This window comes from Corynebacterium sp. S7 (genome assembly GCF_054401105.1).
Map to the genome: position 1 here is coordinate 1,352,756 of NZ_CM136760.1, position 22,911 is coordinate 1,375,666.

Genomic DNA, 22,911 nt, shown 5'->3' on the forward strand with positions numbered 1-22,911 from the left:
CCAATTCTTTTAATTGAGAACGATTTCAGGAGCAGTTTCGTGACCAAACCCGTCGTGCTAATCGCAGACAAGCTTGCCCAATCCACCGTCAACGCACTCGGAGATGCTGTGGAGGTGCGCTGGGTAGACGGTCCGAACCGCGAGGAGCTTCTTGCAGCTGTTCCTGAAGCAGATGCGCTTCTGGTTCGTTCTGCAACCACCGTTGACGCGGAGGTTCTTGAGGCAGCTAAGAAGCTGCAGATCGTCGGTCGCGCAGGCGTTGGCTTGGACAACGTAGACATCGATGCAGCTACCGAGCGTGGCGTCATGGTTGTCAACGCACCAACCTCCAACATTCACTCCGCTTGCGAGCACGCAATTGCTCTTCTGCTGTCCACCGCGCGCCAGATCCCAGCTGCGGATCAGACCCTGCGCGAGCACGAGTGGAAGCGCTCCCAGTTCAAGGGCGTGGAAATCTTCGGCAAGACCATCGGCATCGTCGGCTTTGGCCACATCGGCCAGCTGTTCGCTCAGCGTCTGAAGGCATTTGATACCACCATCATTGCCTACGACCCATATGCAAACCCAGCACGCGCAGCTCAGCTTGGCGTAGAGCTCGTTGACCTGGACACCTTGATGGCCAACTCTGACTTTGTCACCATCCACCTTCCAAAGACCAAAGAGACCGCTGGCATGTTCAACGCCGAGCTACTCGCGAAGTCCAAGAAGGGTCAGATCATCATCAACGCAGCTCGTGGTGGCCTTGTCGACGAGCAGGCACTGGCAGACGCGATCAAGTCTGGCCACATCCGTGGCGCTGGCTTCGACGTGTACTCCACCGAGCCTTCCACCGATTCGCCACTCTTCGAGCTGCCTGAGGTCGTTGTCACTCCTCACCTCGGCGCTTCCACCGAAGAAGCACAGGACCGCGCTGGCACGGACGTTGCAGATTCCGTTCTCAAGGCACTCGCTGGCGAGTTCGTTCCAGACGCAGTCAACGTCTCCGGTGGCGCTGTAGGCGAAGAGGTTGCAGCATGGCTCGACCTCGCACGCAAGCTCGGTCTGCTTGCAGGCAAGCTTCTCGACGACGCAGCTGTCTCCCTCAAGGTGACCGCACGCGGCGAGCTCTCCTCCGAGAAGATCGACGCACTGGGCCTGTCCGCAGTTCGTGGCCTCTTCTCCGGTGTCACCGAGGAGCCTGTCACCTTCGTCAACGCACCTCAGATCGCGCAGCAGCGTGGCCTGGAGTACAGCGTTGCTACAGAGACCGAGTCTGTATCTCACCGCTCTGTCCTCGAGGTCCAGGCAGTCTCTTCCACCGGCGAGGTATCCACCGTCATTGGTGCGCTGACCGGTCTTGAGCACGTAGAGAAGATCGTTCGCATCAACGGTCGCGGTGTGGATATGCGCGCTGAAGGCCGCAACCTGTTCCTGCGCTACACCGATCAGCCAGGCGCACTGGGCAAGGTTGGTTCCCAGCTCGGCGATGCAGGCATCAACATCGAGGCTGCAGCATTGACCCAGACCACCAAGGGCGACGGTGCTGTCCTGGTTCTGCGCGTTGAGTCCGAGGTTCCAGCTGAGCTCGAGGCAAAGATTGCTGATTCCCTCGGCGCAGAGTCCCTGCAGATCAACCTGGATTAATTGCAGGTTAGTTCCGGACTAATTCACTCCGTTGAGCTGGCTCACGTCAGTAGCTAGCACCTACAGCGTTTTTTCAGAAACATAAGGTTTCTGGGAAAACGCTGTTTTTGTTCGGCATATTGTGGGAATATATTGTGACCCAGTTAATGGACTGGGCCTATATGTTTTCTAAGCAACTAAAAGTTGCCCCAATGCTGGAGAGGAGTGCTGTACGTGAGTACGAAGATCGACCAGTCTTCCAACAACTTCGAAGATATCGATGACTTGCAAGACCGCATCGAAACGACAGTCACGGACGACGGTAAAGAACACATCGTTGGTATCCGTCCCAAGAAAATGATCGGCACGACAGAACGTATTGTCATTGCCATTTGCGCTGTCTTGGCGGCTCTGGGCTGGGGCGCCATTGCCCTGAACCGCGATGAAACCATCAACTCCGTATGGCTAGTGCTTGCCGCCATCGGTTCCTACGTAATCGGATACTCGCTTTATTCTCGGCTGATCGAGTACAAGGTAGTTAAGCCACGCAATACCCGCGCGACCCCTGCCGAATATGTCGACGACGGCAAGGATTTCGTTCCTACAGACCGACGAGTGCTCTTCGGACACCACTTTGCGGCAATTGCCGGTGCTGGGCCACTGGTGGGACCGGTCATGGCAGCACAAATGGGCTACCTGCCTGGTACGTTGTGGATCGTCGTTGGTGTTATTTTCGCAGGGGCAGTCCAGGATTACTTAGTGCTCTGGGTTTCCACTCGTCGCCGAGGTCGTTCCCTTGGACAAATGATTCGCGACGAGATGGGCCGCGTCGGCGGCGCAGCCGGTATCTTGGCCACCATCGTCATCATGATCATCATCATTGCCGTTCTGGCCTTGATTATTGTCAATGCGCTTGCGGATTCGCCATGGGGTGTTTTCTCCATCACCATGACCATTCCTATCGCAATGTTTATGGGTGTCTACCAGCGCTACATCCGCCCAGGCGCGGTCACAGAGGTCTCCATCATCGGCGTTGTCTTGCTGCTCGCAGCAATCATCGGTGGTGGCTACGTTGCCGACACCGAGTGGGGCGTGGCCATGTTTACCTGGTCGAAGGAAACTTTGGCTTTTGCATTGATTGGTTACGGCATTGTCGCCGCAATCTTGCCGGTGTGGCTGTTGCTTGCGCCTCGTGACTACCTGTCTACCTTCATGAAGATCGGTGTGATCGTCCTTCTCGCAGTGGCAATCTTGATCAATCGGCCTGAGGTGCAGATGCCCGCGATTACCAGTTTTGCAATCGAAGGCAATGGCCCGGTGTTCTCGGGAAGCCTGTTCCCGTTCCTATTTATTACCATCGCCTGTGGTGCGCTCTCTGGGTTCCACGCATTGATCTCGTCGGGTACCACTCCGAAGTTGATTGAGAAAGAATCTCAGATGCGACCAATCGGTTATGGTGGCATGCTGATGGAATCATTCGTTGCTGTTATGGCTCTGGTCTCTGCTGTGGTGATCGACCGACACAAGTACTTCGCCATGAACTCTCCAGCATCGCTGACGGGTGGAACTTCCGAAGGCGCAGCTGGATTCGTCGCAACGCTCGATCTCCCTGGCACCCCGATCACCGCGGCGGAACTGGATGCTGCAGCACAATCCATTGGCGAAGCGACGATCGTCTCGCGTACCGGTGGTGCGCCAACGCTGGCCTACGGCATGTCCGAGATCTTGACGGACATTCTGGGCAATCCAGCGCTGCAGGCTTTCTGGTACCACTTTGCCATTATGTTTGAGGCTCTGTTCATCCTGACCACTGTGGATGCTGGTACTCGCGTTGCACGCTTCATGATGACTGACACTTTGTCTAATATTCCTGGTTTGGCGAAGTTCAAGGACCCAACTTGGACCTTTGGTAACTGGATTTCCACGATTGTTGTGTGTCTGCTCTGGGGTGCGATCTTGATTATGGGCGTGACCGATCCGCTGGGTGGTATCAACGTTTTGTTCCCTCTGTTTGGTATTGCGAACCAGCTGTTGGCGGCGATGGCGCTGTCACTTGTGCTCGTGGTAATGGTGAAAAAGGGAATGTATAAGTGGATATGGATTCCGCTGATTCCACTGGTGTGGGACCTCATTGTCACTATGACGGCGAGCTGGCAGAAGATCTTCCATTCAAACCCGGCTATCGGCTACTTTGCTCAGCACGCTCGCTATAAGGAAGCACAATCGCAAGGTCTGGACACGTTCCAGGGCGCGGCTACTCCTGAAGCTATCGATGCGGTTGTTCGCAACACGATGGTGCAGGGAATTCTCTCTGTTCTTTTTGCAGTCCTTGTCCTGATCGTTGTCGCCTCGGCAGTCATTGTGTGTATTCGTGCCGTTCAGATGCGGGCTCGCGGTGAACATATCGGTACCACGGAAGAACCAGATACTCCTTCGCGAACCTTTGTTCCGCGCGGACTGGCTGCTACAAAGGAAGAAAAGGCCATGATGCAGGAACTGGGTATTAGTCGGGGAAGTTCTGGGGCAAACTAGCTGGGGCAAACTAGCAGGCATCACAAAAGCTTCAACGAGAAGGGAAGTGGAAATAATGATCGGTGCAATCAAGCAGGGCGCATCGTCGATCTCCTGGTACTTCAAGGAGCTCATGGGCGATAACGACTACAAGAAATATTGCGCCCATCTCAATCGTCATCATCCAGGTCAGGAGGTTCCCACCGAGCGGGAATATTGGAAGCAACGTTGGGCACGCCAAGAGTCCAACCCGCAGGCCAGATGCTGCTAGACTGACAGACAGTGTCCATCAGGTGAGAAAGGAATCCCACGATATGAAGATTGCGGTTATTGGCGGCGACGGTATTGGTCCCGAGGTGATGGCGGAGGGCCTCAAGGTCCTCAACGCTGTTCGCGACGACGTTGAAACGACCGAGTATGATCTCGGTTCCCGTCGCTACCAGCGCAATGGTGAACTTCTCACCGAGGACGATCTGGCCAGCCTGCGCGAGCACGACGCGATCCTGCTTGGTGCGATTGGCGATCCTGAAAAGGTCACCCCGGGTGTTCTCGAGCGTGGCTTGCTGCTGAAGATGCGCTTCAACCTGGACCATTTCATCAACCTGCGTCCATCGAAGCTGTACCCAACCTCGGTGAGCCCTTTGGCAAACCCAGGCGACATTGACTTTGTTGTTGTCCGCGAAGGTACGGAAGGCCTCTACGCCGGCAACGGCGGAACCCTGCGCCAGGGCACCCCTCACGAGGTAGCGTCTGAGGTGTCCCAGAACACCCGCTACGGCGTTGAGCGCACCGTTCGCTACGCCTTCGATCTGGCAATGCAGCGCGACAAGAAGCTCACGCTCGTGCACAAGAAGAACGTTCTGGTTAATGCAGGTGTGCTGTGGCAAAACGCTGTCGACGATGTGGCGAAGGAGTATCCAGAGGTGGCGGTTGATTACAACCACATCGATGCGGCGACGATCTACATGGTCACCGATCCTTCGCGCTACGACGTGATCGTCACCGACAACCTCTTCGGTGACATCCTCACCGACCTCGCCGGTGCAGTCTCCGGCGGCGTTGGTTTGGCGTCCTCGGGCAACATCGATGCATCGCGGACCAATCCTTCCATGTTCGAGCCTGTTCACGGCTCGGCACCAGACATTGCGGGCCAGGGCATTGCGGATCCAACCGCAATGATCTTGTCCGTAGCAATGATGTTGCGCTGGTTGGGTGACGAAGACAATGCGGTGCGTATCGAAGAAGCCGTTGCGCAGGATGTTTCCAGCCGTGGCGAATCCAAGGTAGTCACTGTGCAGGTCGGTGACAGGATCGCGGCAGCCCTGAAGTAAGCTACATAGGTCAAAACTTATGCACCGAAGCTAATCATTTGGCATCGGTGCATTCGTTTATCCATTTGTATGACCGCAATGGCATCGAATGAGCTCGGTGAAGATTTCACCGAGACTCGTGCCGTGTGCGCTGCTAGGAAAGGGGCCTTCATGCGCTCAAACTTGCTTGGTGTAACCGCGTTGATTGTCTCTGGTGCGTTGGTGATGACTTCCTGCTCAAGCACCAACAACTCGGACAGGCAAGCCAACTCAGCCAATACGGAATCAATGCCGGCGGAAGAAAAACCGGCACTGGAAACGCACGGCCCTGAGGTACTCACCGATCCCGATGGCTCTGGTGCCGAGGTCTCGGCTCGACTCTTTGCAACTTCCGATACCGTGGTCGTATCCACCTACGATCTAGCCGATCAGCTTCAAGCAGCCGCAATTGCGAAGAAGCTGGGAATCCCCATGCTCACCCGATTCTCCGGTAATGAAGAGGCGGTGGCCTCCGAAATTGCGCGCCTTGGTGCGACCCGCGTTATCGAGGTCCCCAGCGGAGACACTGAAATCGACACAGAGATCGCCGATACCGCGCCGGTCGTAGCAACTGATCGAAGCACCGCAGTCAAAGCAATCGCAACACAAACCGGCGGGAATCCACTTGACCTGAAGCTTCCTCCAATGTTGGCCACGCCTGAGACTTCACTGGCGGCCGCGGGAACCGCCGCGGCGGCCGGCGCACAGATCCAGGTGCTCTCGGTGCCTGATCCCCGTGAGACTTCCGAGTCGATGCGCACTGTCACCGAACAAGACACCTTGGCCCTAGGTGCGCAATTCGGATCGACCGCCAATTTTGCCGATCGCGTCGAGCTCGCCCACAATGGCGAACTACCCGGTGGCGGCGGACTCCTCTTCCCAGGTCGGCGCATGGTTGCCCTATATGGTCACCCCTCTGGAGGTTCCCTGGGCATGCTGGGGGAGCAACCACCAGCAGAGTCTGTTGATCGCCTTCAAGGGATGATCAGTCAGTATCAGCCACTTGAGCAGCAGCCAGTCCTGCCCGCATTCGAAATCATCGTGACAGTGGCCTCCGAATTCCCCGGCGACGACGGGGACTATTCCAACGAGGGCGCACCGGAGGAATTCATCGGCTACATCGACGCGATCACCGAAGCTGGTGGCTACGCCTTCCTTGATCTCCAGACAGGCCAGGCCAATTTCCTGGACCAGGCCAAACGCTACGAAGAGCTATTGAAGCGCCCCAACGTAGGCCTCGCCTTGGACCCAGAGTGGAATATTCACCCAGGCGAGAAGCCACTTGAGCGGGTGGGCTACGCCCAAGCTTCCGAGATCAACGAGGTGGCCGATTGGCTCGCGCAACTTACACGCGAGAACAACTTGCCGCAGAAGGGTTTGATCCTGCATCAGTTCCAGACCCAGATGCTGCGCGATCGGGATCAGATCAATACAAACCACCCCGAACTCGCGTTTATTTTGCACGCCGACGGGCACGGTTCCGCCCAGGACAAGTTTGAAACGTGGAACGCTATGCGCGAAGGCCTGAGCCCGGATTACTTCATGGCATGGAAGAACTTCGAGGACGAAGATTCCCCGATGTTTACCCCGGAACAAACCTATGACACGGTTTCGCCTCGTCCGTGGTTCGTGTCCTATCAGTAACTCCTATCAGTAACTCTCAAAACCCGAAAAACACGCTTATGGTGCGATAACCTTGCTCCATGAGCGTCGAACTCGAAGAAGTCCGCGGTTTCCTCGCGCAACAGGAACCGTTTTCGCACCTTCCCGCAGAAACGCTGGATGCGCTGCCTGGCAAGATGAGCATGTCTTATGTCCGTCGCGGGGAGACCATCATCGCGCCGGGGGATGAGAATAACTTTCTCTACATCATCCGCTCCGGAGCGGTCGATGTGATCAGCACCGACGATCTCCTCCTTGATCGCCGGGAAGAGGGCCGCAACTTCGGCTATTCCACCCTCGTCGGGGACCCAGCTTCTCACTACCGCATGGTCGCGGTTGAGGATTGCCTCTTGCTGCAGTTGCCGCGCGAGGAGTTCACTGAACTCATCAATGAACACCCACAGACCAAGGTCTACTGGGCATCGCAGTCTCGTCGGGTCAAGGCCGCGGCCGATGAGGTACGCGATAGTTCGGCCGCGGAGCTGATGCGCACCCCAATCAACAAGCTGATTCAGGGGCGCCCGCCCGTGACGGCCCCGGCCACGGCGACTTTGCGTGAGGTCGCGACAACGATGACAGAGGCCAATGTCTCGTCGATAGTTATCGTTGGAGACGGCCTCGAGGGCATCCTGACCGATAAGGACCTGCGTACCCGCGTCGTCTCTCATGGCCTAAGCTCCGAGTCGATCGTCTCCGAGGTGATGACCCCGAATCCACGCACGGTGGACACCGACATTCTTACCTTCCAGGCCATGCTGGTCATGAGTGAGATGGGTATTCATCACCTGCCGGTCGTCGATGACGGTGAGGTCGTAGGCGTGCTCACCAGCGGCGATATCTTCCGCCAGCTCCAAGACGATCCGATTTATCTCACCGCGGATTTGGCACGCAGTTCGTATGAAGACCTTAAGGGTGCTTATCGACGAGCAGCCGACGTCGCCGCTAGATTCATCGATCGGGGAGCTACCGCCGAAGAAGCCCAACGCCTGATGACCAGCGTGGCTGACACAATTGCCCGCCGGTTGATTACCTTGGTGGAAGAAGAAATTGGCCCAGCGCCGAGTCCTTATGCATTCGTGGCAGTGGGCTCGCAGGGCCGCCGAGAGATGGGCCCTGCCTCGGATCAAGACAACGCGCTTGTCTTGGACGACTCCTACAATGAGGAACTGCACGGCGAGTACTTTGCCAAGATGTCGGAGTTTGTCTGCGAAGGCCTTGATGCCGCAGGTCAGGTGCTCTGCCCAGGCAACATGATGGCGTCGAACCCAGAATGGCGGATGACGGTGACCGAGTGGAACCGGAAATTCCACCACTGGGTCACCGCACTTGAATCAGAATCGGTGCTAAATGCGCAGATCTTTTTCGACTTCCGCGCCCTTGCTGGCGATGAAGAGATGGCCCGCGGGGTGCACAGTAATGCCGTGATGTCGGGTAAATCGTCGACACGCTTCCATGCGCACTTGGCGGGGCTGGCTGCGCACCGGGAGCCGCCGATCGGCTTCTTCCGTGGGCTCGTGGTCGAGCGTTCCGGTGAGTATGCTGACACGCTGGATATTAAGAAGGGCGGGATCGCGGCCGTGGTGCAGATGGCCAGGCTCTATGCCATCGAAGCAGGCAGCGACGAGGTGGAGACGAAGGAGCGGCTAAAGGCCGCGGCAGGCAAGACCGTCTCTGAAAAAGGCGCCGAGGACCTTATCGATGCCTTTGACTACCTGCAGATTCTCACCGTTCGCCACCAATCCAAGCAGATTCGGGCAGGGGAGAAGCCGAACTATCGGATTGACCCGAAGGATCTGTCTGTGGGTGACCGGGAGAACCTGCGCGAGGCCTTCAGCGTGATAAAGGGCATGCAAAACGCCTTGGGCAACAAGTATCCGGTGAGGAACTTCTAATGCTGGACAAGTTTCGTCGCAAGGACCGGGGTGAGTTGGAAGAAGGGCGTTTCCTAGCTGTCGATGTGGAAACCACGGGGCTGAAGTCGAAACGTGATCAGCTGGTGTCCATCGGGTGGGTGCCCGTGACAGATCGGGTGATTGATTTGTCCGGTGCGGGCTATTTCGTCCTGGCCGGGGCCTCGGTGGGCGACTCGGCGTTGGTGCACGGAGTGACTGACGACGACATCGCTAACCACGGAGTAGCGCCCGAGATTGTGCTGGAGGAGTTTGAGAAGGCCCTTGAATCTCGTGGACTCTTGGCACACTTTGCCCAGATGGAAACAGGGTTTATCTCTGAGCTGCATCGTCAAGTACGTGGCAAGCCGTGGAAATTTCGGGAAGACCAGGTCACTGACACCTTTGCGCTGGAACGCCGGCACATGGAGCGCATGGCCACCTACCCGCGCGGCGAGGATCTGCGTTTGGCGCGCGTGCGCGAGCGTTATGGTCTACCGAACTATCGCAATCACAACGCACTGACTGATGCTTTGGCGTGCGCAGAGGTCTATTTGGCCATCACGGCGTGAGCTCGTCGCAGCTCTGTCGAGCGGGTGGGGTATTGTACGTTTCATGCGTTTTGGACGAATTGCAACTACTGAAGGAATGACCTTCGCGGTCATCGACGACGAAGCTACTACTGCGAAGCAGATTTCAGGCACCCCATTTACTGAGCCGGAGTACACCGGCAAGGAATGGAAGATGGACGAGGTCCGCCTGTTAGCCCCCATGCTGCCAAGCAAGATCATTGCCATCGGCCGCAACTACGCCGATCACGTCGAGGAGGTGTTCAAGGAGTCAGCAGAGCATTTGCCACCAACCCTGTTCATCAAGCCACCTACAGCAGTTATCGGCCCTGAGGCTGCCATCAAGATCCCAGATTTTGCTACCAAGGTTGAGTTCGAGGGCGAGCTGGCGCTCGTTGTTGGCAAGCCATGCAAGAACGTCAAGAAGGAAGACTGGCGCTCGGTGATCGCTGGCGTGACCATTGTCAACGACGTTTCCTCCCGTGACCTGCAGTTCGCCGACGGCCAGTGGGCACGCGCAAAGGGCATTGATACCTTCTGCCCACTGGGCCCATGGATCGAAACCGACCTGGACAAGTTCGATTTCGATGACCTGCCCATCAAGGCTCACCTCACCCAGAATGGTGTCACCGAAACCAAGCAGGATTCCAACTCGAACCAGATGATCATGAAGCTGGGCGAGATCCTCGAGTTCATCACTGCCTCGATTACCCTGCTGCCAGGCGATGTCATCTGCACCGGTTCCCCTGCGGGCACCGCAGAGATGTTCCCAGGCGACCGCATCGAGGTAGAAATCCCGGGCATCGGAAAGCTGGCGAACCCAGTTGAGCGAGCATAACCACTCCCACTCTGGCCACGGCACCGAGGATTTCCACGCGTTCTACGCCGAGGGCCAGAAATGGTCCGGAAATCCGAACGCGACACTTGTTCGCGAGGCCGAGAAGCTCACCCCTGGCACCGCCCTTGATATTGGTTGCGGGGAGGGAGCCGACGTCGCCTGGCTGGCACAGGCCGGCTGGGACATCGTTGGCACCGACCCAATCCAGGGAGCGCTCGATCGCGCCCGCGAGATCACCGATGCGCCACTCTACGCGCTCGATCTTGACGGCACCGCCGAGAAGTTCCCAGGTCAAGGTTTTGACCTTGTCTCCGCGATGTACATTCCGCTGGAGCCCACGCAGGCGGTCGTCGATAAGCTTGCTTCTCTTGTAGCCCCCGGCGGCACGCTGCTGTTCGTGCACCATCAATTCGATGAGCCGAACGGGATTTTGTGGCCCCAGGAAGTCGCAGAGATGCTTAGCGACGAGTTCCCGGCGCCGCAGGTCACCACCGTGGATCGGGGAGAAACGCACGGGGCTGGGGCGCATCACCGCACCGATGTGGTGCTGGTGGCTACTAGAGCCCAAGTGCGCGCATAATTGTGCGCAGCTTTGCGGAGGTCTCCTCGAGCTCAGCCTCGGGGTCAGACTCTGCGACAAGGCCGCCACCGGCCCAGGCACGCGCCATGGTGCCCTCGCCGTTGACCTCGGCGCAGCGGATGGAAACCATGTACTCGCCGTCGCCTGTGCTGTCGCACCAACCGACGGTGCCGGCGTAGAAGGAACGATCCGATTCCGCGGTAGTAATCAGCGCTTCGGCGGCATCTTGCGGGGTGCCGCACACCGCTGGCGTGGGGTAGAGGTGCAGAGCCAATTCCAAGGCATTTGGGGTTGGCTCTTTAAGCGTGCCACGAATCGGGGTGGCCAGGTGCCACATCTCGTTGGTCTTGTGTAACTGCGGACGATCGGGAATGTCCAGTGTGGTGCACAGGGGAGTCAAGATTTCCCGAATGTGGTCAACCACGTAAGCGTGCTCGTCGAGATCTTTGGCGGAATTGTACAGCTCGCGGCCCCGCGCCTCGTCGACTTCGCGGTCATAGAGGTTGCGCGCGGCCGAGCCTGCCAACGGGTAGGAGGTAACCTGGTTGCCTTCGCGGCGCACCAACACCTCGGTGGATGATCCCACCAGCATATGACCCGGTTTTCCGGCAGGGGTGAGATCGGCGATGAAGCCGTCGCGGGTATACGACATATCGATCAAACGGGCGGCAACCAGGCGGGCGTCGACGGGCGGATTGAATTCGATGTCCACCGCACGTGCCAGCACGACCTTGTCCAAAGCGGAGTGGTGGATTGTCTCAACGGCTGCCTCGACGCGGCGCAGGTGTTCCGAGGGCTCGGGATCGAAGCCGTAGACACTTGCGTGCAGGGTAGAGCCCTCGCCAATGCGGTAGTAGGGGTGCGGTTCAAGGGTGCCTGTCTCGCGCACGATGGTCTCGGGGACCGTTAGCGCGGCAGGTGCGCTGCGATCAAAGGGGAGCGCACCAACAACCATTTCGACCTGGCCGCTGTTGATCGCATCGATGGCCTCCCAGGGGTCGGTAAACGTGGCTTTTGCACCCTGGGTGCGCACGGAACCGTGCGCCCGAGACAGGAGAAAGTCGGGCGCGGTAGAAGGTCGATGGGCACACATGGATAGAAAGTGTAGCGCGCACCAGTTGGCCAAATGCGAAAAGGGTAAAGAAATAATTGTTTGTTTGTTATATGTCTCCTTCCGGGGCTCCTGGGGGAATTGCCAGCTAGCGCAGAAGGTGCAGGCCCGGGGTTGTACCATAGGCCCATGACTGAAGTACGCGTACGATTTTGCCCATCACCAACCGGCACCCCGCACGTTGGCCTGGTGCGCACCGCATTGTTCAATTGGGCCTATGCCCGCCACACCGGTGGCAAGCTGATTTTCCGCATCGAAGACACTGATGCTGCACGTGATTCCGAAGATTCCTACAAAGCCATCGTGGATGCCCTCGAGTGGCTGAACCTGGAGTGGGACGAGGGCGTGGAAAAGGGTGGCCCGCACGCACCATACCGCCAGTCGCAGCGCATGGACATCTACGCGGACGTGTTGCAGAAGCTGAAAGATGCCGGCGAGGTTTACCCTGCGTACTCCACCAACGAGGAAGTCATCGAGCGCCACAAGGCCGCCGGCCGTGACCCGCAACTGGGCTACGACAACTTCGACCGTGACCTCACCGAGGAGCAGATTGCAGCATATGAGGCCGAGGGCCGCAAGCCGGTGTGGCGACTGCGCATGCCACACAAGACCTGGAAGTGGACTGACCTCGTGCGCGGTGAGATGGAGTTCAAGCCGGAAACCCAGCCTGACTTCGTGGTTGCCCGCTCCAACGGCGCGCCTTTGTACACGCTGGTCAACCCTGTCGACGACGCCCTAATGCAGATCACCCACGTGCTGCGCGGCGAGGACCTGCTGTCTTCTACGCCTCGCCAGCTCGCACTTTACGAGGCCCTGCAGCGCATTGGTATCACCGATTTCACCCCTGAGTTCGGCCACCTGCCATTCGTGATGGGCCAGGGCAACAAGAAGCTGTCCAAGCGCGACCCAGAATCCAACCTGTTCAACCACCGCGACAACGGCATCATCCCCGAGGGCATGATCAACTACCTCGCGCTGCTGGGCTGGTCGCTCTCGGCTGACCAGGACATCTTCACCGTCGAGGAATTCGTCGCAGCCTTCGACGTCAAGGACGTTTTGGGCAACCCTGCGCGCTTCGATCAGAAGAAGCTGGAGTCCATCAACGCCGATCACATCCGTATGCTCGAGCCGGCCGACTTCAAGACCCGCCTGCGCGACTACCTGACCGAGTACACCGATTTCCCGGTCGATTACCCAGACGAGAAGTTCACCATTGCAGCCGACCTGGTGCAGACCCGCATCAAGACTCTTTCCGAGGCCTACGGGCTACTCAAGTTCCTTGTCACCCCCGATGAGGACATCGTGCTGGACCCAAAGGCCGCGAAGAAGAACCTCAAGGAGTCGGCGATCCAGCCGCTCGAGGTGGGCATTGCCGCGCTCGAGGGGATCGAGGAGTGGACCACAGAGAACATCGAGGCGGCACTGTCGAAGGCGCTTATCGACGAGCTGCAGCTCAAGCCTCGCGTCGCCTACGGCGCCCTGCGCATTGGCATCTCCGGTGAGGCTATCTCGCCACCGCTTTTCGAGTCCATGGAACTGCTGGGCCGCGAATCTACCCTGACCCGCCTGAAGGCTGCGCGTGAGCAGACGCCGTACACGGCTGAAGCCTAAAAGTTTCTTCGCGTTTTTCTGCTTCGTCGAATGGCTATACCAGAATTACAAACACGTAATTTATGCGCTGTGACCTGCCGATTTGGTCTTAATTGGTAGTTCTGGTTATAGTTATCAACGTTGTTCCGAGCAAGTGCTCACCAGCCAGGTGAGAACAAAGCGAAGGAAAACGATTGGCCTATGGTGTAATTGGCAACACTACGGTTTCTGGTACCGTCATTCTAGGTTCGAGTCCTGGTAGGCCAGCTGCAGAGCAATCTGCAAGTCCTAATGCCCCGTTCGTCTAGCGGCCTAGGACGTCGCCCTCTCACGGCGGTAACACGGGTTCAAATCCCGTACGGGGTACAAATGAGAAAGAGCGAGACCGATAAGGTCTCGCTCTTTTTCTGTTTGTTGCTTTGATTAGCCGGTGGCCTTTGGTTAGTCTTCCATCGCGGCAAGATCGCGGATCTGCTGGGTGATCTTAACGTTGCCCTTGCCTTCTATGTCTCGCTTCATGATGAGCTTTGCAGCCCTAATTTGAACGGAGAGTGGTAGTTCCCGGCCTTCCGGCGCGTTTGTCTTTCGCGGCATTGGACGAGACGCACTGGTGCTGGAGCGAGAATCGTGAATCGTCATTGTTTCATTCCTTCCCAGTCGGAACTGTGAAGTGCGGGAATAATCGAAGTTATCGCAGCATCGATCAGTTCTTGCTCTGGCTGTGAGATATCTGGGTGGTCGTCGATAGAATCGAGGATCGCTAACCCAAGATTAACCTCGATGGGGTTCTCAGACAAGCACATCGCGCACGCCCAGCGGAGGTCTGCATGCCATTCCTTCAGTGATTCAAGGCGCCTTGAGCTAAGGATCGTGTGATTAACGCCGAGCCAAGCGACCAGTGCTGCAGCCACTGGGGCGGCGACCCGCGTAACGGATTCAAGAAGCAGGCGTCGAGTTTCCTCCGTAGCTAAAGCTAGAGCGACCATGAATATGGTGACACCGGCGGAAGCACTTGGCGGTGATATCCCACTTTGTCCCACGGGTGAGGTTTTCCGTGGGAAGATGGATGAATGGACCCAGTTCAAGGGCAGGGCTACTGGTAAGCCAGAAGAGGCATGGTTTAACTCCGCTTCAAGTCGAGACTCTAGAGTGGATCAGAGCTGGCCAGCCACCAGAAGCAAACGCGGATGATGAGAATCTAAGTTATCGCGGTAAGGCCCGCAGACTCGAGCATCTTGGGTTGGTGGAAGTCTCGGGCAGTGGCGATTCTTGGGAGGTTTAACTAAGGGACTTAGGGCGGAAGTGGCCGGCGGGTTTTGCTACTGATTCAATATCTGATCTGAAGGCTGGGAATACAAGAAGTGCGAGAAAGCCAAAGAAGCGGGTAGGAAGCTTGGTTCGGACGGATCCAGGCGTCGTAACAAGCACTCCCGTGATTCCATCGGCGCCTTTAACTTCTGCTTTACCTTCACCAGAAGCAGAGAAAATGTTTAATGGACTTCTCTAGGCAGAGTTCCATATTGTGTCTCGTCGTGTCGATGATGATCAAGAGACGGACGAGAGAAAGCGACAGTTGGAAGCGCTGCGGCGAGCGAAACCTTGTTGGGTGAGCAATGGCGTGTGAGCAGCCAGACCAGGAGGGAGGGGCAGTATTATGCTTCTCGAAACTTTGTAGATATTGGTATCTTCCCAGTCGATCGTTGGCTGAGTGAGCCGTTGCCTGAAGAAATTAATCGCTAAAACTTATTCACTGGGCTGTCCATGATCCTGGCTTTATGGGCACGAATCGTTGCTAGACTTAAAAGTGATTAAAAATCCTACGAACACACTAGTGCCTTTAGGACGATGACGATTTGCCGGAATTAACGAAGAGGAACTAATCATGGGTCGGTTTCCAGAGGTAACTTGGTTTTGCGATCGTTGTGATGAACACTTGAATTCTCAGGATGGGTTTGATGACAACAAGTACACGTGGAAATGTCAGCACTGCGGGCATAAGAACAGCATCTCGAGAGATAACATTTTTAATTCTTCCGAGGACTATTTCGGAGGGGCAGATCCAATCAACTATTGAGTGAGGATCCTTTAGCCGTTACGGAGCTCACCAATGCTCTGGTGATGACAACTACTCATTGAATGCTCAAGAGGCAAGTATTGCAAGCGGCGTTTTGGCAGGTTGGGCGGCGCTGCTGAATACCTGAATGAGCATGACGGGCCGGGATCTTTATGAAAAGATGAAACTTGAACAAGCCCGTAGGGTATTTGTCCCTTTTTCGACGGGCTGCGTAATTCGCGAGAGGAACCACATGAGGCATGTGTTTAGAGCCCAGAAGCTCGGTTGGGAAAAGGAAAAAGAAGGCATCTGGTTTGACGCGGATGAATATACGGAAGAGGAAGCTAAGGCTCAGTTTGAGGAGTACGAGGGTACCACTCAAAGGGGAGACTCCTACGCCGGTTATGAGTACGGTGGAGATAAGTTTTACCGAGTCACTTATCTGGGGTTGTATGAAGATGATGAGATGCCTAGGAATGATGCTGAGTGGTGGCAGAGTCTGTTGAAAAAGGACAATTAAATTCAAACGTTTGGGGGCATCGACGTTTCCTGCCGAGCCGTATCCACAAGGTGTGCACGCGATTGTAATGGATGCTAGGTATCGTTAATCTGGCTCATTGATATCCCCCGCCATGTCCGCCTCGGGGCGAACAGGGGGGAATCGGGTCGATTGGGTGGCGCATTGCTCCGATGCCCACGTTAAGATTTTAGTCTCATTACACCTGCTAGAGATGCCTTTTGAAGGTCTGGTCGCCGATTGGCAGCGCCTCGTGCACTTTTGTGAAAAAGGGTACAAAGCATTAAGAAGTCAGTAAATTTTGCGAGGGCTGCGATTTACTGTGTTGGGGCTATGGTTGGCGCATTCTGATGCGGATTTTGTCGACCTTGTCCTTTGAAAAGAAACCGCGGGCTGGCTGGTTTGATTGGATTGTGAAAATCGTTGTTTCAAACTACAACTTGATGTCTAGGCTGGTGACAGAGGCATGCAAGAGAATTTAAGTAAGCAAATAATCTTAGACGGTTGAAATTTTCGGCTGTACCAGTCTGATTAATCTGAGGCCCGTCGACGTAAAATTAGTTGACTACTTAGAGTATTCGAAACGAATATCCATTCGCCGAATCTGCACTGTCCCGTTTATGAACCGTGCTCGAAGCACTCGGTCCTCTTTGACAACGGGTTTGTCGGCAAAGTCGGCGAACCGGTCTCCGCTAATGACATAGGCGGTAGATGCAGATGCAGCATCTAGGATCATTTCGTCAGCACCAGAAGGATTGTCGTCTAGGTGGAACTTTGTACCTGGCAAAAGATCGTGAAGTACTCGCTCATCTCGAAGTCCAAGGGTTTTGAGTATTGATCCGTCAAAGATGACTTCGACGTGAATGTCTTCCGGTATCTCTTCGCAGAGCTGGCGTAACGCAGAAAGCCCTATAAATTCATCCCCGTCGTAACAGAGATTGCTACCGTCGATCACGACTGATTGGATGTCTTGCCCCTCGCGTTCGATGATATCTTGAATTCGATTTTCAATCTTTCGCTGATTTCTTTCTTCGCTTTCGATCTGTTTCATGATCCTTCTGATTTCTTTTGATGGACTACCACTACCGAAAGCAGCTTCGCATTCTTCGTGAATAAGTCTCCGTTCGTATCCGTTAGTCGCACTATTTAATCTTTCTTCGAAAGTTCTGGCTTTAGAAAGTTCGGTGTTCAGCCCTCTAATTCTCTGAGCAATACTCTCTAATTTTGCAACTTGTTTCTCTATTAGTTGGTTTATCGAGGCCTCCTTATCTTTGAGATCGGAGAATTCTTTTTGTCCAACTTCGATCTTGTGTCGGAGGTCGGATATTTCGCTTTTTATAAAGTCCTCATCAAGTGCGTTGAATCGATCAATCTCGTTCTTGATTTCAGCAATTTTGCTTTTCGTTGCGTTGTTTTTGGTGTTGGAAGTGTTCAGCTGAGAATTAAGGCGCGCAAGTTGCTTATGTCGTTGTTCCAAGGCCGTTTTTGCCCTTTTACGTTCTGTAGTTGGCAGCAAATTCCACAGCTTCCACCCGGGTTTTAACTCTTCTTCACTTTTCTTTATCTTTTTCTCTAAGCTTCGAATTTTGGTTTTGATCTCCTTGCTCTCGTTCTCCCCAGCCTTTAGATTCTGGTTCTCCGACTCTAGGTTCTCTTCTGCGGTTTGAGCGTTGAATGCTTTGAACCAAGATAGGTCCGATTCCAACCTGTTTAAGGCTGAAGTGAAATCAGCTATATCGTGCTTGAGATTGACCACTTTTACGGTGTAAGGGTTGTAATTCATGTACATCCACCTATTTTTTGATTTGAAGTAGGATTCCAGCCCGCTCTCCGTGGTTGGAATGCTATGAAATTTCAGCAATAGCTGATTTAGGGGCACAATGCCATAAAGCACTGTGACTTATCACGGTATCGTGAATTCTCTCGATCTAATGATTGAAAAGTGAAATTTGCTTCGGGAGTTCTACGTGGGTTTGTGCAAGAAATGGGGTGAGGATCAGAAAGCTTTCGAGGTGTCGTTAGAAACTGCCAGCTAATTTGTTTCTCAATTTCCAAAAGGTGTACCTATTTCAATGGCGGTACTAAATATGAGCAGATTGATGGAAAAGTAAATCCATTAGGCGCGATTAAGCCCGCCTAAATCCCCAACCCACTCATCTGCCCCGCCACTGCATCCCTGCGCTCGTCCAATGATAAATCTTCCGAAAGCACCACTGAGGCGGCCTGGGTTGGTCGGAGACTAGGTTTTACCCTAGGAGGAAGATCAGCATGGCACGACCCAGTCAGTACGACGCAGCCACGCAGGAGCGCGCGGTGCGCATGTACTTCGAGCGCCTCGAGGAAGGCGATATCTCCAAGGCGGGCGCCCGCCGGGAGATCGGTGAACTTCTCGGTGTGAAGGAATCCACCCTGCGCAACTGGATCCGCAAACAGGAAAAGCAGGCCGAAGCTCCTGAGCCTGGTTCCCTGTCCTACGAGCAACTCCAGGCCGCCTACGACGAGCAGGCCAAGGAAGTGGCCAAGCTGCGACGCGCGAATGAGATCTTGAAGACGGCGTCGGCTTTTTTCGCCCAGGCGGAGCTCGACCGCAAACTTCGGTAATCGTGGATTTCATCCGCACCTACCGCCACCGCTTCGGGGTCGAGCCAATCTGCGAAACCTTGACTGCCCATGGCATCGCGATTGCCCCAAGCACCTTTTACGACCATCAGGCCCGCGGCTTCGGCCCTTCGGGCGCCGAGTTGGATGAGGCCTATGCCGCTCACCGCATCTACCGGCTGTGGGAGGCCAACCGCAAGGTCTACGGCCGCCGTAAACTCTGGAAGGCCGCTGTCCGCGACGGCATGACTGTTGGCCGTGACCAGGTCGAACGACTGATGAAGATCACCGGAATCAAAGGCGTCTCACGTGGAATGCACCGTAAGAAAACCACCGTGGCCAACCCGGCCCACCGCCGGCACCCGGACCTGATCAACCGGCGGTGGAGCTATCCGTCGCACCCGAATCAGTGGTGGATCGCCGACTTCACCTACGTGTGGACACGCCAGGGCTTTTGTTACGTCGCCTTCATCGTCGACGCGTACTCACGGATGATCCTCGGCTGGGTCGTGACCCGGGTGATGGACACCCGGATGGTGCTCATGGCCCTGGAGCATGCCCTGTTTTCCCGCCGGCGTACGAAGATGGACTTCACCGCCACCGGCATCGTCCACCACTCGGACGCGGGTGCCCAGTATACCTCGCTGGCGTTTACCGACGCGCTGACGGAGGCCGGGTTGCAGGGCTCGATCGGCTCGGCCGGTGACGCGTTGGATAACGCGATGATGGAGTCGACGAACGGGCTCTACAAGACTGAGCTCATCGACTTCGACCCTGCACGGACATGGAGGGACGCCAAGGAGGTCGAAACGGAAACGGCCTCGTGGGTCTACTGGTATAATCACCAACGTCTGCACTCATCGATCGGTGACGTTCCCCCGATCGAATACGAGCAGGACTACGAGGAATTCAACACCACTCGAAAAGCCCAGTAAGGCTTTTAACCGTAGTCTCCGAAAAACTCAGGCCGATTCACCACATCCTCTTTAATCTTGCCGTCGCGCATAAACAGCACCCGGCCGGCACGTGCAGCCACGCGCACGTCGTGAGTAACCAGCACAACCGTCGTGCCCGCCTGGTTGATCTCCTCGAAGGCCTCCATGATCTCGTCGGCGGTTTTGGTGTTCAGCGCGCCAGTAGGCTCGTCGCCGTAGATCACCTTCGGACTGCCCATCAGAGCACGCGCAATTTCGGCACGTTGCAGCTCACCACCGGATGTCTGGGTAATCTCGCGGTCCTCCAAATGCGAGATGCCCAGATCAACCATGATTGAGCGCGCTTCCTGGACAATGGCCTCGCGGTCCGAGCGCCTGGACTTCATCGAGGGCAAGATGATGTTGTCCAAGATGTTTAAGTTTTTCAGCATCGTGGGATGCTGAAACACGAAACCCATCTCGTCGCGGCGTAGATCAGCGAGTTCATTCTCTGAGGCGGTGGCCAAGTTGTGGTCGTCGAAAAGCACCTCTCCGCTATTGATCGCGTCGATGCCGCTGAGCGCAAAGAGTAGCGTGGACTTGCCGGAGCCGGATGGGCCCATGATGGCGACGAATTCGCCAGGCGTGATGGTCAGCGAGACGTCGTTGAGCACGAGGTTCTCGGCGCCGTCGCTGCTAAACGATTTCCGGATGTTGCGTGCCTCGATGATATTGGTGCTCATGCTATTCCCTTATGTTGTTGGCAATTGTGATCTGCTTGGCAGCGCGCATGCCCAACATCGTGGCGAAAATGACGGAGAGGGCAAGGAATGCTGGGTAGGCGGCGTAGATCAGCCACGGGTTGGTGATGAAGCGGACGGAGGTCGCGCCGATTTGTGACAAGAATAGTCCGGCCAGCCAGGCACCGAGAGTGTTTGCCAGCACAATTCCGAGCAGGATTGCCACAATCGTGACCCCAAGGGTGCGGGTGAGGTACTGCGCGGTGATATCGGCTGTGGTGAATCCGCAGTATTTTAAGATGGCGATCTCGCGGCGGTCTTTGACCACGATCATCTGCACGAATAGGAGAGTGATCAAGAGTGTTAGGCCGATGGCTACGAGCAGCGCAATATAAGAAATGGACTTGATCTGCGCGATGGTATCGCCGAACATTTGTTGGGTGTACGTGTTCACGCTGGCCACTTTGGCAAAACTGAACTCGCTTTCCAGGGCGCTGACCTTGGCCTCGATGAGGTTTGGGTCGGTGGTGTTGAGATACATCATGGCGCGCAGAACGTCGGTCTGATTGTCGGTAAAGCTGGCCTTGGCGGTCTTGCCGCCGTTGGTCACGTCGGAGTAGATGCCGGAGACCATAAGATCGCGGGGTTGGCCCTGGATAGTTACGGTCAAGGTGTCGCCGACCTTCTTGCCCAGCTCGTCGGCGTTGATCGTAGAAAGCGCAATGTCGGTATCAGTGAGAGGAGCAGAGCCGGAAATATAGGCAACGGGGAAGACGGAGTGGTCGCCGAGTTCGATCCGAATGTTTTGGGTCTGGCCGGCAGTCTCCGTTGTATAGGACTTGGTCAACAGCGCCACGGAACGGCCGATCTCGGGATCGGCGGCAACTGCTTGCTCGATCTGCGCGGTGTCGCCGGCAATGTCGTCGGATTGCTGCAGGGTAATAATGATGTCGCTTTGGCCAATGCCAAGGTATTGCACGAAGCTCTTATCCGACATGGTGGTTGCAATGTTCTGCGGCACCGTCATGATGATCGTGGAGATGATCAGGATCAAAAACAGGGTCACGTACAGTTTCTTCCTGGTCAGCAGATCCTTCACGCCGAGAAAGGCATTGACACTGAGCGCGCGGTTCTGAGACAGCTTCAGTACCCGAGTGGGAGAGACCTTCTCTGCCGCCTCGCCGAAGCGAATGGCCTCGGTAGGCGAGATCTTCCGCAGCCGGTTGAGCACCTGATTGACGTAGGCAATAATCGCCAGCAGTACGAGGAGAATGCCCGCAACACCAACAATCGGAGCGTATTTGTCCAGGGAGCTCGTGCCCATGTACAGCCGGATATTCTCGCGCAGCGATCCCTGAAATGCCAGAGCCAGGAAGTAGCCGAGCAGGGCGCCGGCCACGGCAATCGCCACGTATTTCGCCAGGTAGATCTGCTTGATATCGCGAATCCGCAGGCCGATTGCCTTCATCACGCCAATCTCGCGGGTATCCTGTTCAATCTTGGTCAGCAGAGTAAACCGAATACACAAAAAAGCCACCAGCACGACCATGAGGCTCACGGAAATCAGAATGAGAATCATCATGCCGTCCGAGAGCGCATTGATCATCCGAAACAGGGGATAGGTGATCGTCGGCCCGTTCGCCTCCAGTCCGCGTGCGACATAGTCGGCCTCGAAGGCACCCAGATCCGCCGCGTCCTTCAGCCGAAATTCGATGAGGTATTCCACGGTGCCGGCCTCGCGCACGGCGGCAAAGTCACGGTCGCTGATAAGAAAGCGTTTCGACGACGAGAGCGTGGAATTCATCTGTGAGTCGCGCAGGAAACCAGCCACAACAAAGTCGCGGCCTGCGATCGAGGCTGATTCGCCAACAGTAGCCGAGCCGTCCTTCATGTAGGCCAGCGGAACCCAGAGCTCGCCGTCGGCGGGGTGAATCGGCTGATCATTGAGGTCCAGCAGAAAATCGAAAGACTGGTTCTGGGTGACCACGCCATTGTCTTGCACACTGTCAGAGAGCGATGCATCCCCGAGGTAGATTTGGCTGCCCTCGAGGTTGAGAAACTCTTGGACTTGAAAAGAGTCCACGCGGTCGTCGTGAAGCGAAAATTGCTCTAAGCGCTCGCGATCGAGCGGACCTGTGTGCATCTGTAGGAAATGCGGGGTTTGCGCGTTCGTCATGAGTGAGTCGATGGCGCCGGAGAGGTTCATGGTGAGAATCGTGGCGAGTGAGACCAAGGCCGATGCGGCCGCGACAAAGAGCACCATGGTGATGGTGACTAGCTTGCTGCGCGCAATATCGTTGCTAATGATCTTCAGATTCACAAATAATGCGGCAATCAAAAAGTTTTATTACCGATGGTTATGACATTACCCGGATAGGCGAATAAATA

General features: G+C 55.9%; 18 protein-coding genes, 2 tRNA genes and 1 other annotated feature. Of the genes, 14 read left to right on the top strand and 6 right to left on the bottom strand.

Translation table 11 applies throughout. From position 1 onward, the window contains the following. The first annotated feature begins 39 nt into the window (after positions 1 to 39). From serA to ACXZ66_RS06540, 9 genes are all read left to right on the top strand, one after another. The gene (gene serA / locus ACXZ66_RS06500; protein ID WP_458751074.1) at positions 40 to 1,623 is read left to right on the top strand and encodes a phosphoglycerate dehydrogenase; all 1,584 of its coding nucleotides are present in this window, start codon (positions 40 to 42) and stop codon (positions 1,621 to 1,623) included. Between the two features lie 264 nt (positions 1,624 to 1,887). Continuing rightward, positions 1,888 to 4,134, top strand: a complete 2,247-nt coding sequence (locus ACXZ66_RS06505; protein ID WP_458751304.1) for a carbon starvation CstA family protein — start codon at positions 1,888 to 1,890, stop codon at positions 4,132 to 4,134. Between the two features lie 55 nt (positions 4,135 to 4,189). Next, positions 4,190 to 4,384, top strand: coding sequence for a YbdD/YjiX family protein (locus ACXZ66_RS06510; protein ID WP_458751076.1), 195 nt, complete (start codon positions 4,190 to 4,192; stop codon positions 4,382 to 4,384). A gap of 43 nt (positions 4,385 to 4,427) precedes the next feature. Beyond that, entirely contained in the window at positions 4,428 to 5,444 is a 1,017-nt protein-coding gene (locus ACXZ66_RS06515; RefSeq protein WP_458751077.1) for a 3-isopropylmalate dehydrogenase, read from the top strand. A gap of 150 nt (positions 5,445 to 5,594) precedes the next feature. Next, positions 5,595 to 7,106, top strand: a complete 1,512-nt coding sequence (locus ACXZ66_RS06520; RefSeq protein ID WP_458751306.1) for a cell wall-binding repeat-containing protein — start codon at positions 5,595 to 5,597, stop codon at positions 7,104 to 7,106. A gap of 59 nt (positions 7,107 to 7,165) precedes the next feature. After that, complete coding sequence (locus ACXZ66_RS06525) at positions 7,166 to 9,016, top strand: DUF294 nucleotidyltransferase-like domain-containing protein (protein ID WP_458751079.1); 1,851 nt, start codon at positions 7,166 to 7,168, stop codon at positions 9,014 to 9,016. Then, positions 9,016 to 9,585, top strand: a complete 570-nt coding sequence (locus tag ACXZ66_RS06530; RefSeq protein WP_458751081.1) for a 3'-5' exonuclease — start codon at positions 9,016 to 9,018, stop codon at positions 9,583 to 9,585. Before ACXZ66_RS06525 ends, ACXZ66_RS06530 begins: the two co-directional genes overlap by 1 nt. Before the next feature lie 43 nt (positions 9,586 to 9,628). After that, positions 9,629 to 10,420 carry a fumarylacetoacetate hydrolase family protein gene (locus ACXZ66_RS06535; RefSeq protein ID WP_458751083.1) on the top strand — a complete coding sequence of 264 codons (792 nt, stop codon included), beginning with the start codon at positions 9,629 to 9,631 and terminating at the stop codon, positions 10,418 to 10,420. Beyond that, positions 10,407 to 11,000 (top strand): class I SAM-dependent methyltransferase, encoded by a 594-nt coding sequence (locus tag ACXZ66_RS06540; protein ID WP_458751085.1) that lies wholly within the window; start codon positions 10,407 to 10,409, stop codon positions 10,998 to 11,000. The genes ACXZ66_RS06535 and ACXZ66_RS06540 overlap by 14 nt, the downstream gene beginning before the upstream one ends. Here the strand turns inward: ACXZ66_RS06540 and ACXZ66_RS06545 are convergent. Next, complete coding sequence (locus tag ACXZ66_RS06545) at positions 10,978 to 12,093, bottom strand: isochorismate synthase (protein WP_458751086.1); 1,116 nt, start codon at positions 12,091 to 12,093, stop codon at positions 10,978 to 10,980. The two genes, ACXZ66_RS06540 and ACXZ66_RS06545, sit on opposite strands and share 23 nt — an antisense overlap. 147 nt (positions 12,094 to 12,240) lie before the next feature. Here ACXZ66_RS06545 and gltX point away from each other — a divergent pair, with 147 nt between their 5' ends. The 3 genes from gltX (at position 12,241) to ACXZ66_RS06560 (ending at position 14,067) form a co-directional block, all read left to right on the top strand. Continuing rightward, complete coding sequence (gene gltX / locus ACXZ66_RS06550) at positions 12,241 to 13,722, top strand: glutamate--tRNA ligase (protein WP_458751088.1); 1,482 nt, start codon at positions 12,241 to 12,243, stop codon at positions 13,720 to 13,722. A 174-nt stretch (positions 13,723 to 13,896) separates the two neighbouring features. Continuing rightward, positions 13,897 to 13,968 (top strand) — tRNA-Gln (locus tag ACXZ66_RS06555). 26 nt (positions 13,969 to 13,994) lie between these two features. Next, positions 13,995 to 14,067: transfer RNA gene (locus ACXZ66_RS06560), tRNA-Glu, on the top strand. A 75-nt stretch (positions 14,068 to 14,142) separates the two neighbouring features. Here ACXZ66_RS06560 and ACXZ66_RS06565 read toward each other — a convergent pair. After that, entirely contained in the window at positions 14,143 to 14,340 is a 198-nt protein-coding gene (locus ACXZ66_RS06565; RefSeq protein WP_458751090.1) for an RNA helicase, read from the bottom strand. After that, entirely contained in the window at positions 14,337 to 14,687 is a 351-nt protein-coding gene (locus ACXZ66_RS06570; protein ID WP_458751092.1) for a hypothetical protein, read from the bottom strand. The genes ACXZ66_RS06565 and ACXZ66_RS06570 overlap by 4 nt, the downstream gene beginning before the upstream one ends. A 1,215-nt stretch (positions 14,688 to 15,902) precedes the next feature. Here ACXZ66_RS06570 and ACXZ66_RS06575 point away from each other — a divergent pair. After that, positions 15,903 to 16,274 (top strand): hypothetical protein, encoded by a 372-nt coding sequence (locus tag ACXZ66_RS06575; RefSeq protein WP_458751094.1) that lies wholly within the window; start codon positions 15,903 to 15,905, stop codon positions 16,272 to 16,274. A 562-nt stretch (positions 16,275 to 16,836) separates the two neighbouring features. Here the strand turns inward: ACXZ66_RS06575 and ACXZ66_RS06580 are convergent. After that, positions 16,837 to 18,054: a zinc ribbon domain-containing protein gene (locus ACXZ66_RS06580; protein ID WP_458751095.1), complete on the bottom strand. Its 1,218-nt coding sequence runs from the start codon at positions 18,052 to 18,054 to the stop codon at positions 16,837 to 16,839. A 485-nt stretch (positions 18,055 to 18,539) separates the two neighbouring features. On the opposite strand from ACXZ66_RS06580, the gene ACXZ66_RS06585 reads away from it, so the two are divergent. Next, positions 18,540 to 19,804, top strand: a protein-coding gene (locus ACXZ66_RS06585; RefSeq protein ID WP_458748511.1) for an IS3 family transposase whose coding sequence is annotated in 2 segments (ribosomal slippage) — positions 18,540 to 18,831 and positions 18,831 to 19,804 — 1,266 coding nt in all. Because the reading frame shifts where the segments join, the coding sequence is not laid out codon by codon here. Next, positions 18,830 to 18,961 (top strand) — a sequence feature (AL1L pseudoknot). (Overlaps the previous gene by 132 nt.) 5 nt (positions 19,805 to 19,809) lie before the next feature. Here the strand turns inward: ACXZ66_RS06585 and ACXZ66_RS06590 are convergent. Both ACXZ66_RS06590 and ACXZ66_RS06595 read right to left on the bottom strand, forming a co-directional pair. After that, the gene (locus ACXZ66_RS06590; RefSeq protein WP_458751097.1) at positions 19,810 to 20,526 is read right to left on the bottom strand and encodes an ABC transporter ATP-binding protein; all 717 of its coding nucleotides are present in this window, start codon (positions 20,524 to 20,526) and stop codon (positions 19,810 to 19,812) included. Position 20,527: 1 nt separating this feature from the next. Then, positions 20,528 to 22,843, bottom strand: a complete 2,316-nt coding sequence (locus tag ACXZ66_RS06595; protein WP_458751099.1) for an ABC transporter permease — start codon at positions 22,841 to 22,843, stop codon at positions 20,528 to 20,530. Positions 22,844 to 22,911: the final 68 nt, after the last annotated feature.